Source organism: Nocardioides sp. Bht2 (assembly GCF_047308515.1).
GTDB lineage: Bacteria > Actinomycetota > Actinomycetes > Propionibacteriales > Nocardioidaceae > Nocardioides.
Window position 1 is genome coordinate 1 of the sequence record NZ_JBLBWI010000022.1, and the last position, 13,743, is coordinate 13,743.

The following is a 13,743-nucleotide window of genomic DNA, read 5'->3' on the forward strand; positions in this document are numbered from 1 at the left end:
AGACGCGGCCTGACTACCGCACACCCCGAGTGTCAACCAGACCGGGGGCAGACCCTCCAGTCCTGCTCATGTGCGGTAGCCATGGACCGGATCTTCGCATGAGGCTACGACACAAACCAGTGATCTGACTTGCCCACCGACTGGGTTGCACTTCGGGGGCTAACTGGCAGCGGTTGTCGTCTCGGTTTCGGACGATGACTCGAGGTCGATCGGGGTGGGGTAGCCCAGTGCGGAATGGTGGCGCTGGCGGTTGTGGAAGATCTCGGTGTACTCGAAGATCGCGTTAGCGAGCTCGACCCTGGTCTTCCACTTCTTACGGATCAACAGCTCGATCTGCATCGAGGCCAGAACGTCTCCATCATGGCGCTGTCCAGGCCGTCGCCCACTGTGCCGAACGAGGGCAGTAGGCCAGCGGACTTGATCTCCTCCCCGAACACCCACGCGTGGATTGATTCCCGTGAACGGCGTGCGCGATCCCGCCCGGCATTGGCAGGCGGTTCCGGATGGCCATGACGAGCGCGTTGACCGTCAGCGTCGAGTTCTTCTTGGAATTGATCGCCCAGCCCACGATCCGACGGCTGTACCCATCGAGTACCGCTGAGCAGTACACCCCCTCCCAGGTCCGGTGTTGGGTGCTGTCGGTGGCGCACAGCTCGTTGGGGCGGATGCGGTGGATTTCCGGTTCACCACATTATCGGCCGTAGCCACGCCACGTAGCCGTTTCACCCGTGCCGGGCCGGGAGCGCGTAGATGCCTGCCGGATTCATGAACTGCCAGACAGTGCCACGTGGGCGTGGGTGCCTCGTGCGCGCACACCGTGATACGCGTTATCCATGGTCAGTTCGGCGTGGATCCGGCGATAGCCGTAGGCGTCGCGGGATGCGACATGGACTTCGCGAATCAGCCCGGGCAGCCATTCGCGTCGAAGCCGTGTTGGGCTGGTCGGGGTCTGCTTGTGTTTGTGGTAGTTCTGCGTCGTGACGCCCAGCACGCGGCAGCGAGGATCGGCTCGACGCCGGTGGATGCGAGGTGATCGATTACCGGGTAGAGCCTTTTGGGCGGGGTCGGTCCTCCCCTATGCACTTCGCTGGATTAACGCACGAGTCGAGTTCTAGCGTTCCTTGATCCGGCGACGTTCCCCTTGTAGTTGTGCTGACTGAGCGGGTGGCGAGTCCGTCGATCTGCGCCTTGAGTCCATTTCTGTTCATCTAACGCTTCTCGATGCTGCACGAGACTCCTAGAAGTCTCATCTCGCCCTCGATCCGGCGCCGATGATCTCCATGCGGGACACATCCAGGAGCAAACTTTCCCCTAGTGTCTGCGTCGCCCAGGCGGGAGGTCGGCGCATCGCACCAATTGTTTGGATCGGCCGCGTGGGCCTGCGCGCCGCCTCGCCGACACGCCCGAACTGGGGCGAGCTCGGTCGCGGCAGTTCAAGCTTCGAAGTCATCATGGTGAGGACTTTCGGCAACTCGATCAGCCCGCTGGGAGGGCCCAGTAGTGAAGCCGCCGCGCAGAGGGAGCGTTCACTTGGAGACTGGCTCGCCACGTGATTGCACCGTCGTCGCGAGTTCGCGCTGGGGCGTCCCGGCCTGATCCGGTGCGGAGTGAGGAATCTCTCGACCCGGGACTCTCCGGCACGGCCCGTCACGATCTCAAGACAGGTCGGCGACCTTTCGAACCTAGTACAGGCTCGTACCTAGACCGGCGTCTGGCTTTCCAGAAACTCAGACGCCGTAGAACCCGGACAATCAGATCTGCCCCGCGCAGAAGAGAACCGCCGCGCCTCTGGACCCAGGAAGCACAGCGGCTTTCGAAGAAGACAGGCGCACGGTTGGCTGCGCACTCAGCTGTTCAGGGTGTCCGCCTTCTCCAAGGTTTCCTCAACATTGGGCGTGAGCTTGGTCAGTCCGAGTTCATTGAGCACTGCGCGATAGATGGCACGGGGCTCATGCGAGTTGCCCAGCTTTTGCCGGTAGCTTGCAATGCGTTGCGCCAACTCGGCTGGGGGTACGTCGTGGACGCTGCGGCCTCCCAGCGGCCGGACACGAACGGCAGGTTGATCCGGTAGGCGGTAGGTGCGTGGCTTGACCCCGGTCTCACCGAGAGGGTTCTCCTCAACAAGCTGTCCGCGTCGGACGGCCGTCGCGATCGCGCTGTTGAGTACGCGTGCGATCTTGCTGCCGACCTTCTGACCGCCGTGCGCCCTTACATAGGTGGAATGCAGCCACGCACCCCGGACCGGGCCCTCCACTGCCACGACCTCGACCAGGGAGTTGATGATCTCCACGACCGACGCGCCGTCGGTCGTTACTGTTGTGCCGCGGTATCCGTCATAACGCAACTCCACCACGTCGGACACTGTGCCCTCGGGGTTACTGTTTGCCGCAACGCCCCGCTGCTCAAGCAGGCCACCGCCCGCGTACGGGCCTCCCGCTGCCGGGCTTTGCCCGGCAGGAGGATGGACGTCGAGGGTTGGTGACTGCATTGCGGAGTTGGAGCGTGACTCGAGTAGCGAAGTGTCGCTGCGGGCACTCGCTACATGGTTTCGGCTGACGGCGAGGTGTTCCGCCCATGCGCTCTTTTCGCTCACGTCCTCCGACCATTCGTCTGCGTCGTAGAGGTCGTCCAGGTCAGCCTCCGTTTCGGCGGCGTACGACGTGACCCTCTGGGCCAAGATGTTCGACGCAGGCACAGTGCCAGGACCCATCGGCTCCGTGGTCAGTTCCTCAAGCAGCGGCCAAAGGCCAGCCAACGCTGCGTCAGGGTCGAGGTAGTAGTCCGACTCGCGGATGCGGAAGAATGTCCATCCGCACCGTTCGAGGTCGCGCTGGCGTGCCAGATCTCGGTAGTAGGCGTCGGGGCCGTGCCATTGGTCGCCGTCGCACTCAATAGCGAGGTTGCCGTTGACGCCGACGACCACGAGGTCGATGCGGTACCCCTGGTCCGGGTATTGGGCGATGACGGAGTAACCGCGTCCGTGAACCCGGTTGAAGACCCGTTGCTCGAAGAGTGAGTCGAACGGTTCGACGCGGACATCGTCAGGCACCGCGGACTGCAGGATCCGCTCATCCGGGCTGCTGGCCCTGGCCTCGACGTTGGTGACGTAGTCCAGGAGCGCGTGGCGCATGTCCTCGGGGTTCCCCAGATCGCTGAGAAGCAGGCTGTGGAACAACCACATCTGGTCCTTGGCGCGAGAGACCGCAACGTTGTAGCGCTGGACGTACATCTCCATGGTCAGGGAGCCGACCCTCTTGCCCGGTTCGGCTGTCTTGACCATCGACAAGAACATGACGTCACGCTCCGAGCCTTGGAAGTCGGCCGCGTCACCGCACCGCAGTTGTCGCGCAGCCCAGTCCTCAGGGCTAACGGCCAGCATCAAGCGAGTCTCGATCGCCTTGGCCTGCTCCTTGCCCATCAAGGAGATGACTCCGAACGTCTTGCCCTCGTAGGCAGGGTCACGCAGGCACGCGATCAACTGAGCCACGAGAGCGTCGGCCTCAGCCGGGTTGGTCTTGCCCTTCTCGTAGCCCTCGGAAACGTGGACGCTGCGGATCGGGGCCAATGCGCCGGCGGTGCGTTGACGCACCGGCAGCAAGCGAATGTTCTCGGGCTCGTAGGCGACCTTGTTGGAGAAACCGATGATCTCCGGGACACAGCGGCGGTGCTCGATGAGGGTGATCTTGCCGCCGAAGCGCATGTCGGCCTCGTCGAAGTAGCTGCGCTGGGGATCTTGCCAGGAGGCCTTGAATTTGTTGTTGCGCAAGTACTGATCTGCCAGATTCCGCAACTGCTGCTGGTCGACGCCGACTGCGGTAGGGGAGACCTGCTTGTCGTCACCGATGACCACGATCTTGGGGGCCAGATACTGCAGGAATGAGGCCTCCAAGCCGGCCTGCGATGCCTCGTCGACGACGATGACGTCGAACATGTTGCTTTCGATGCGGAACTGCTCAGCAATCCGGTAGATCGGCATGATCCACACTGGTACCGATGACCTGCACTCATCGAGCGCCTGCTTGATTTCTTGTCGTCGCTTTGTAGCGTACTTGCCGGTGCCCTTGCCGAGTCGCTTGACGAGTGACGAGTACTGGCTCAAGAAGGCCTTGGCAGTACCTGTCATCCGCGACTCTTCGACCGCGTGCGACCATGCACGAGCCGCGGCGAGCGCAGAGATCTCCTGGCGCAGCTGATTCTCGAGCAGGTCCAGATGCCGGTGCAACGCGTTCGCGTCCAGCCGCTCCTGTTGCTGAGCCCAGGCTGAGGCTGCCGCCCAACGCCACGACGCATCCAGATGCGCGAGATGTTGGGGCCACTGTGGGGCGTGGGGGTCCGCAGTCACGGCGGCAACCAGGGCCGGCGCCGCGGCCTCAAGGCGGGTCCCGATCTCGTCGCGACGCTGAATGCGGGAGCGGACGTCGTGCAGATGCGTCAAGCGGGCGTGAGCGCTCGCGTAGGCGTTGCGGTCGCGAGCCGCGACCGCGTCACGCATCGCGGCGGTGACAGGGGCCGCGTCCTCCCACTGAACTTCAGCCTCCAGGGTGCGCGACAACCCCTCCAAGGGACGGCGGAACTGGTCGAGCTCATCTGCGGTTGTGGCTGCGTCGACCAGGTCGGCGTACGCACTCACCGCCTCCAGGTCGGCCCAGTTGGGTGCGCTCAGGCCGTGCTGCTTGACCCAGTCCTCGGTTTCGGCGAGCTTGGCTGCGGTGGCTAGAACCGCGCCGAGCTGCTCGAGCTCGGTTTTGTGCCATTGCAAACGTTCACTGAGCGTGTCCTCAGCAGGAATCTCGACGTTCGCCGGCCATGCCTGATCCAACGCATCCAGGACGCGGGTGGCGTGAACGTGGTTCAAGAACGCGCGCACATTCTGCGGTGTCGTGGCCACGATCTGGTTGACGCGAACACTGTCGAAGAACGCTTGGGACTGCTTGACGACCTTCGCGGTCCTGAAGCCGACCTTCGGCGTTCCGTCGGGCTGCGTCTTGATCTCTCCACCGCCGTCGAGGTAGGCCAGCAACGCCTCAGCGATCAGCACGAGCGTTCCGAAGTCACCGCCAGCGAGCTCGACGCGGGTGAGGGGACCCAGCTCGCTGACATGGGGGTGGGCTTGCGTTACAAGCTGGTGAACCTGCTCAGCGCGCGCCTGCCACGAACTGCCGCGACCGGTCCGAACGTCACGGAAGGCGTCCGCGACCCACCCTTCGCTACGGTCCTCGACCTCACCCAGTAGCTTGGCCAAGTCACTGGTGCGGCTGTGCAGGGCTTCCCGAATTGCGGGATCGAGCTCCGCCACCACGGCGTACAGCGGGTGCTCGCGCACCGCATCATGCGCCTGTGAGTGTAACGAGGCGTCCCCTTCCCTGGCTGCGAGGCTAGCGAAGTGCTCGACACTCGGGACCTGTTCAAGTGCGGGGAAACGTCGCTGAGCCTCAGCGCCGTCTGCGGCCACGTCTGCATCGCGCAACAGCGCAAGCCACTGGATGGCCTCGGTGTCGGTAAGAGGCACCGCGTCCTGAGGCGCGACGTCGAGGTACTCACCGACCCAGCCGTGTACGTCGCGGGTCTCTGCGATCTGCCGTGCGATCGCAGCCACGGAACCCTGGTAGGCGCCGAAGGACGTCGGTGTCGTGACGGCCTCGCGTGATTGGCGTAACTGAGTATAGGTCTCGGCGCGTTCACGTCGCAGCCGGTCGATCACTGCCAGGTGGCGGGCGATTTCTTCGCTCGAGGCCTTCGAGTCGTGCTCGTTGCTCATGCGTGTGATCGTGTCTACGGCGACGCGGAGATCCGCCATCTCAGTTTGTGAACTGCCCACGACCGCGACGCTGAGGGGCCGGATCTCCTCGGGAAGCTTGTCTCGGACCTCATGCAACGCCCGGTCAGTGTGTGCGGTGACCAGGACTCGCTTGCCTTGAGCCAGCAGGTGAGAGAGCAACGCTGCCGCTGTGTGAGTCTTGCCGGTTCCTGGCGGACCCTGCACGACGACTTGGGCTTTGTGGTCGATAGCGGTGATCACTTGCAGTTGCCGCTCGTTGACCGGCAACGGCAAGAAGATCTCGTTGTCGATCTCCACGATGCCACCAGGGGTCTCATCCGGGGTGCTGGTCGGCCGGTGGTCCGGATCCACCAGCGGGAGAAGGCCGGGAGGAACTTCACCCATCGACTCGAGTTGTTCACCGATCGTTTGGAAGATCTCCAGCAGCCCGCGCTGAGAACGGCGGCGCAGCACGAGGGCAGGGGAGAAGGTGGCGCGCAACTCCGACGTTGGTTTGGCGGAGCGCCTCTCATCCAGGTATGCACCGTTGCTGTCGAGGGCGTGAGCAAACCTCACCATCTCAGCCTTGATGCCGGTGCGATCAAGTGGGTGTCCCTCGTACGCAAGGGTGGCCGCGCGAAGCCCGCTTACCTGAGCGGTCACCAGCGCCGGGTCGAGCATGTCCAGCTCGACCGACAGCGCTCGCGAACCCGTGTCGTGGAGCGCGCTGAGCCGTCCGGTCGTCTCGTCGAACTCCAATGTGACCGGGAACGTCAGCAGATGACGCTCCACCCGATCGTGGTGAGCCGGTACCCAGTCGATGACGCCCACCCCGAGGACCAGTTCGCTGGCCTCACCGTGGGAGATGACCGTCTGGTGAGCGGAGAATAGGTCGGCGTACAGGTCGCGAACCGGCCGATCGGCCTTCTCCTGATCCGCCCACTCACGCCATTGAGTCAGGTACCTTGCACCCTCGCTGCGCAGTTCGGGTTCATCCTCGAGGAAGACCGACTTCGCTGGCCCTTCAACGCTAACCCGAGGAACAAGATGAGGGACCCGCGAAGCATCCACCCACTCGCGCAGGCGCGGCTCGGCGTTGGCGTCGTCGACATTCCAACCCATCCACTGCGCCAGCTCATCAGGTGGCTTCGGTGCAGGCCGCGACGCAATCCGGTCGATAGTGAGGATCGGTGCGTCCTCGGCCGGAGGCTGCTCATCGAGGGCACTGGCAATGGCCGGGTGAGCTGGGACCTCGTCCAGCCACCAGGTCTCGTCGTACTGTCGGTAGCTGCGAACCGGAGCCTCGCGGATCCGTTGCACCTCGGCAAGGAACGCGAAGAGATTCTTCGCTTCTGCCAGCGTGTCAGCCTGCTCTACTGTCACAGACCAGATCCATTCTCAATGTGCCCGCCCATGGCAGCAGCCTAGTGAACACGCCGACACATTGTTCTGGATGTCGTCCACTGGATCGGATCGAACCCAGGTGCTGGACCCAAGCCCACTTGTCTAGACAGGCAGGTGTCCGCCGCATCCGCTGGGCTGCGGACCAGGAGTGGAGTCCAGCAGAGTGGTGTACGACGGACCTGAGTGAGCGCGTGCCTCCATCGTAGGCGCGGCCACCAGGTGGATCCTTCGAGTGATCTCTCACAACCAACCTCGAAGAAGGACACTCTGATGACCGCTGTGCCCATTATCGACCCTGCCCAGTTCCTCAACGAACAACTGGCTCAGGCAAGCCCTGATCTGATGCGTGATCTGCTGAGCACGTTTGTCAACGCGCTGCTCTCCGCGGCAGGCCGATGCGGTGTGTGGCGCCGGCTACGGCGAGCGCACGCCGGAGCGGGTGAACTCCCGCAACGGCTACCGCCACCGCGACCTCGACACCCGCGTCGGCACGCTCGATGTCGCTGTGCCGAAGCTCCGTACCGGGTCGCTGTATCCGGACTGGCTGCTGGAGCGCAGGAAGCGGGCCGAGCGGGCTCTAACCTCGGTGGTGGCGACCTGCTACCTGCTCGGCGTCTCGACGTGGCGGATGGACAAGCTGGTGCAGACCCTTGGGATCACCGGCCTGTCGAAGTCCCAGGTGTCGGTGATGGCCAAGGAACTCGACGAGCACGTCGAGCAGTTCCGCACCCGACGGCTCGAAGAGGCCGGGCCGTTCACGTTCGTCGCAGCCGACGCACTCGTGCTCAAGGTGCGCGAAGGCGGCCGGGTGGTGGGGACTGCTGCACGGACAGGTGACCCCTGCTCTGCGTTGACGGGTGGCGACGCTGGATGGACGTGCACGGTGCCGATGGCATTTCCCAAGGAGTCCCGCGGGCTGTCGCGAGCCGTGGGGGATGCTCCTCGCTGCTGTCGCCCTCAAGGGGGTGCGCGGCGTGCTAAACCACGAGTCCCTGTCGGACTGAAAGAGTGAGCCCTGGCAGAACGATGCGGAGGTGTCATGGACGGGCGGGCTAGCAGAAACCCAGCACTATCCCCTCAGAAACGGCGCCAGTTGGGTCGAGAATGCCCGAGAACTCGCGGTAGTCTCTCGGGAGTCGTTGTCCCAGGTTCGGGCATCGTCCCAGGTCAGAGCTTGTGTGAGGCTGTAGGTCCGAGATTCGTCGAGATGGCGGGTCGCCGGCGTCTGCTTCAGGGGGTCAGGGGTTCGAGTCCCCTCACCTCCACCAGATCAAGAGGGCGGCTCTCCTGAGGGAGGGCCGCCCTCTTGCTTTTGCGTGGGTCCGCGAGGACTAATCGACGGTTCGAAGATGCGACTTGTGACCGTTGCATGGTGTCGGCGTTCCGCCTGACGAGCACCGCGGTGGAGCGCCCGCGGTGGATCTTTCACAAGATGCGTTCCGGCTAGCCTGTGGCATCAAGGGTTCGGTCCGAGTTCCTCCCTTCTAGCTAGATCCGTGGGCATCGCCGAAGTAGCGTGCAGCGTCGGCAGGTGCCACGACGATGCCTGCATGACCGCGGACTGCGTTGGAGACAGGCTCATCGACTCCGAGATCGGGGACGCCGCGATAACCTGGGCAGCTGACACGATCGTTAGTTACGGGGCCGCAATCGCCGACACGGTTTCTGACATCGATCTACCGGATATCGACGTCCCCGATATCGATATGCCCGATGTCTCTTGCTGTAGCAATCCCTTCAACCGAAAGTGAGGGCAAGACCGAAGTGTCAGTCGAAGACTGGATCATGGGCGTGGTGATTGGCCCCCTCTTCTTCGCCGGCCTATGGGTGGTTGTGGTGAAGGTCTGGCGTAACGGCTTGGACGTTTCGGGCGCGGTCAGCTGGTTCGCCGGAACGGGTCGCGGGATACGGGGCTACCACGCCTTTCTCGGTCCGATGGCAGTTGGTGGCACCCTGCTCTGGGTGGGCGCTCTGGCAGAGTTGACCCGTGTTGGGATGAAAGCACCGCCCACGTTGTTGGAATGGTTCATTGGGGTGTGCTGGGGTGTGGGCCTTCTGTTCCTGGTGATCGGGGCCTGGATGTGGATCGTCCAGTGGCCGACTTTCCTCATCCCGCCGCATTTCCGGGATCGCTCCAAGTCCCAGCCGGAGCTCCCGGAGCGAGGCGGGCGCCGGCGCGCGGGTTGAGACTGAACTGACCTGCACGAGGCGGCCAAGGCCAACGAAGGGCCCGTCGCGTGTCGAGGTCTGACTGGTCGCCTTCATGGCTTCGGTGATGATCGCGGGTGCCCCGGTCGCTCGCCATTCATGTGGCGGAGGGTTCCGAGTGATAGCGCCAATCGACGTCGTGGCTTCAACCCCCGCGGATCGATCCGTCGTGGTCCCCTGGATCTCACCCGGGCCGGCTCAGGGCTGCTGGGCATCGTGTGAACTAGAAGCCAGCAGAAACCCAGCGCAATGTCCTCAGAATCCGCGCCTTATGCTTCGAGAACACCCGAGATCCAGGAGTAGTGTCAGGGGTTCGGAGCCCCTCGCCTCCACCAGTACAGAAGGCGGTTCTCCTCCGGGAGGGCCGCCTTCTGGCGTTTGATCGTCATGACGGGGTTCAGCACCTGGTCGCGCTCGTCCAGGCTCTTCGACGGTGTCCTTGTCAGAAGCATCGCTGCGTGCCCGGTCGAGGCGCACAACGCATAGCAACGTCGGCTCTCGTTACCGAGGAGGGACTGATCCTGAGCGGCTGGAACGGCTGGCTCGTCGAGTGCGACTACTGCGACTCGGGCGCCGACACCAACATCGACGTCTGGCCGTGTCGCTGGTCTGGGTGGCGGAGCGGTGATGTCGCCCGCGGGGCGCGTCGCGGCCTCGGTCCCATCATGTCCGAATCGTGAGACTTTGAGCTAGATTTCAGAATGTCCCTCGCGTACCACATGTCTCGTGTGGTAAAAGCACCCGATTCATGCTAGGGAGGACAGTTCGGGGGTGTGCTGAGCCCACCCCGGACACCTACACAAAGGAGAAAGATCTACGTGAGAGTCGCTGTTCTTGGCGCGGGTCCCAGTGGTCTGGCGGCGTTGCGAGCGTTCGAGTCCGCGCGCCGAACCGGAGTGAAAGAACTGCCGGAGGTCGTCTGCTTCGAGAAGCAGTCGGACCTCGGCGGGATGTGGAACTACACCTGGCGGACCGGACTGGACGAGTACGGCGAACCGGTGCACGCGAGCATGTATCGCTACCTGTGGTCGAACGGACCCAAGGAGTGCTTGGAGTTCGCCGACTACTCCTTCGACGAGCACTTTGGAAAGGCCATCCCCTCGTACCCGCCGCGCGCGGTGCTGCGCGACTACATCATGGGCAGGGTCGAGGCGAGTGATGCCCGCCGGCAGATCCGGTTCAACACGGCCGTGAAGCAGGTGGAGTACTCCGAGGTGACCGGCCGGTTCACGGTGACGGTCAAGAACCTGGTCGAGGACCGCCTCGAGACCGAGGAGTTCGACCGAGTCATCTCCGCGACCGGGCACTTCTCGACGCCCTCCTCGCCCGAGATCGAGGGTGTGGAGGGCTTTCAGGGAAGGGTGTTGCATGCGCACGAGTTCCGAGAGGCACGGGAGTTCACCGGGCGCACCGTCCTGTTGGTAGGTAGCAGTTACTCCGCAGAGGACATCGGCAGCCAGTGCTACAAGTACGGCGCGGCTCGGGTGCTGTTGAGCTATCGCTCCCGCCCCACTGGCTATGACTGGCCCGAAGGCTTCGACGAGGTGCCGTTGCTGATCCGTCTGGAGGGGGACACCGCGTACTTCGCGGATGGCAGCAGCGCGGAGGTTGACGCGGTCATTCTGTGTACGGGATACCTACACCACTTCGACTATCTGCCCGACGACCTGCGCTTGCAGACCCACAACCGTCTGTATCCCGACGGACTGTGGAAGGGCGTGATGTGGCAGAACAACCCGGGATTCTTCTATCTGGGCATGCAGGACCAGTACTTCACGTTCAACATGTTCGACGCGCAGGCCTGGTTCGTCCGCGACGTGATCCTGGGCGCTGTGGCGGTGCCCGACTTCGAGGACCGGGCGCTGGACGTCAAGGACTGGCTGGCCCGCGAGGAGGCCCTCGTCTCGGCCGATGAGGAGATCGACTTCCAGGCCGCCTACATCCGCGATCTGATGCAGCACACCGACTATCCGGAGTTCGCGGTTGAACAGCAGGGCGAGCTCTTCAAGCAGTGGAAGCGCGACAAGAAGCGCGACATCATGGGCTACCGGAACTTCGGCTACACCTCAACGGTGACCGGGACAGTGGCGCCCCCGCTGCACGCCGACTGGCTCGACGTCCTCGACGACTCGCTTGAGCACTTCCTGAGCAGCAACGGCGTGGAGGTCTAAACCCTGCGCCTCCCGCTGCGTGAGGTGACCGAGATGCCCTCGACGCCGTGTCATCGCGACTTCACGATGGCACGGCGTCGGCGTTCTCAGAGCAGTTCGGCCCGCAACTGGGCAGCCGACCTGGGGGAGAGCAGGGCGGGCGCCACATCGAGCGGGGTCACCGCGCCGTGGACTCCCTGCTGGTTGAGGCGGTAGGTGGCACGGGCATACGCGACCAGAACGCTGGCGGTGAACTCCGGGTTGGACTCCAGAGTGAGGCCGAACTCCATCACCTGGGTATTGGTCCCACCGGTGGTGCCGCTGCGCAGGACGAAGCCACCGTGGGGCATCGCGGCGTGGTCGCGGCTGAGTTCCTCGGCGGTGATGAAATGCACCGTGGTCGCGAACGGTTCGAAGTAGTGCGGCATGGTCACGATGTCCTTGCGCACCACGTCGGCGTCCGCTCCCTCGGCGAGCACCACGAAGCACTCCCGCGTGTGCTTCTCCTGGGTGCTCAGTTCGGGGCGCTCACCGGAGCGGACTCGGGCGATCGCGGAGGCCGAGGGGTGCGTGTACTGGACGGCGGCGGACACACCCGGCACCCGGCGCAGCGCGTCGGAGTGGCCCTGGCTGAGCCCGCGGCCCCAGAACGTGTAGGTCTCGCCGTCGGGCAGGATCGCCTCGCCCAGTAGGCGGTTGATCGAGAACAGGCCGGGATCCCAGCCGGTGGAGATCAGCGAGGTCCTTCCATGCGCGCGGGCCGGTGCGTCGAGCTCGGCGAAGTAGGAGGGGATGTCGGCATGGGTGTCGAAGGAGTCCACGGTGTTGAACCGGGCCGCCAGGGCCGGACCCTGCACACGCAGGTCCGACTTCGAGCCGCCGCAGAGAATGGCCACGTCGACTTCGTCCTCGAACTCTGGCAGCGCGTCCAGGTGCAGGACCCGGTTGCCGGCTACGGCTGGGGTGACGCTGCGGGGGTCGCGACGGGTGAAGATCCCCGCCAGTTCCATGTCGGGGGCGAGAGTGAGGGCCCGCTCCACGCCGCGGCCGAGGTTGCCGTGCCCGATGATCGCGATGCGGATGGGAGCGGTGGGGGACTCAGGTTGCATGTATTTGCTCACGCTGTTCGGTTCGGGGCGAGACGCCGAGGGACTAAACGGCGAAGCTTAGGACAGCGTCTACGGCGTCGGGTCAGGGGTGGGTCGGCTCTGCGTCCCGACGAGGGCGCCCGAGAGAACGTCGGAGGGTGCGCGAGCTCATTCTTCTGGTGTTTGCCGGAGCCGAGATTCACGCGCAGGCGCCGTGTCCTTCGGTGAGGGCCCTAGTTGTCGAAACGGCAGGCGCCGAGCGGTCTACCAGGTCAGCGGGTCGAGCCGGAGGTAGAAGTCCAGGCGCTCGGCGTCCAGGGGGACGCCGTACCGAGAGGCGAAGTCGTGATCCGCTTGTCGGGCGGTCTCTTCGTCGGGCCAGGTCTCGCGGGCGTTCGCCAGGAGGAGTGCGATGTCAGCGTAGGGGTCTGCCTGTCCGAGTCGTCCGAGGTCGATGACGCCGGCGACCCGTGAGGTCTCGGGGTCGATGACGATGTTGGGAAGGCAGAAGTCTCCGTGGCACACCGCCAGGTCCGCTTTCTCTTGCTCCCTGCGTGACGGGAGCTCGCGTTCCAGGCTCTCGAGGATCGCAGCGGGAGGGGTGTCGACGAGCTGCTGGGGCAGGAACTCAGCGTGGACACGGTTCTCGACGACGGTCGCGCGGGCCAGCCCCATCATCGGGTCCAGCGTCCTGTCGTACGGGCACGTGCTGGTTGGGGTGCTGTGCAGCTGGTGCAGGGTGTCGGTGATCGACAGCCACGCCCGCGCGAGCTGGGCCGCGGCGAGCCGGTCGGCCGGGATTCCCGAGACTGCGCTGGTGATGAGGCAGGCCCCGTGTTGTGTGGTGCGCCAGTCGAGAACTCGGGGACCGGGGACTCCGGTGCTCGCGAGCCACCCGATCCGATCGCGCTCGTCTTCCAACATGCTTGCCGCGGCGGCAGGGATCACCTTGGCGAACCGCTCCCCGGAGACATGACGTAGCACCAATGCGTCGGACTCACCGTCAGCGACCGGCGTCCATGCCGCGGCATCGGGGAGCAATCCGGTAAGTGGGAGCGAGGGAGTCGACATGCCTCCATTGTCGTTGCGATCGATGTCCGGGCTCGGAAACACCGCAAGTCCGGGCGATGCCCTG

The 13,743-nt window shown here is 64.4% G+C and carries 5 protein-coding genes and 2 pseudogenes; 3 read left to right on the top strand and 4 right to left on the bottom strand.

What is annotated here, in order from left to right:
* Window positions 1-159 precede the first annotated feature (159 nt).
* Both ACLM5J_RS19170 and ACLM5J_RS19175 read right to left on the bottom strand, forming a co-directional pair.
* Window positions 160-1,071: pseudogene (locus ACLM5J_RS19170) on the bottom strand (IS3 family transposase); the annotation flags it as partial.
* A gap of 775 nt (window positions 1,072-1,846) precedes the next feature.
* Window positions 1,847-7,141, bottom strand: a complete 5,295-nt coding sequence (locus ACLM5J_RS19175) for an AAA domain-containing protein (protein ID WP_413658271.1) — start codon at window positions 7,139-7,141, stop codon at window positions 1,847-1,849.
* A 291-nt stretch (window positions 7,142-7,432) separates the two neighbouring features.
* Between ACLM5J_RS19175 and ACLM5J_RS19180 the strand changes: the two are divergent.
* The 3 genes and pseudogenes from ACLM5J_RS19180 to ACLM5J_RS19190 all read left to right on the top strand — a co-directional run.
* Window positions 7,433-7,976 (top strand): annotated as a pseudogene (locus ACLM5J_RS19180) (transposase); the annotation flags it as partial.
* Window positions 7,977-8,875: 899 nt separating this feature from the next.
* Window positions 8,876-9,349: a hypothetical protein gene (locus tag ACLM5J_RS19185; RefSeq protein WP_413658272.1), complete on the top strand. Its 474-nt coding sequence runs from the start codon at window positions 8,876-8,878 to the stop codon at window positions 9,347-9,349.
* An 839-nt stretch (window positions 9,350-10,188) separates the two neighbouring features.
* Complete coding sequence (locus tag ACLM5J_RS19190; protein WP_413658273.1) at window positions 10,189-11,541, top strand: NAD(P)-binding domain-containing protein; 1,353 nt, start codon at window positions 10,189-10,191, stop codon at window positions 11,539-11,541.
* 86 nt (window positions 11,542-11,627) lie between these two features.
* On the opposite strand, the gene ACLM5J_RS19195 is transcribed toward ACLM5J_RS19190, so the two are convergent.
* Both ACLM5J_RS19195 and ACLM5J_RS19200 read right to left on the bottom strand, forming a co-directional pair.
* Window positions 11,628-12,629 (bottom strand): diaminopimelate dehydrogenase, encoded by a 1,002-nt coding sequence (locus ACLM5J_RS19195; RefSeq protein ID WP_413658274.1) that lies wholly within the window; start codon window positions 12,627-12,629, stop codon window positions 11,628-11,630.
* A 243-nt stretch (window positions 12,630-12,872) separates the two neighbouring features.
* Window positions 12,873-13,679, bottom strand: coding sequence for an APH(3'') family aminoglycoside O-phosphotransferase (locus tag ACLM5J_RS19200; protein ID WP_413658275.1), 807 nt, complete (start codon window positions 13,677-13,679; stop codon window positions 12,873-12,875).
* Window positions 13,680-13,743: the final 64 nt, after the last annotated feature.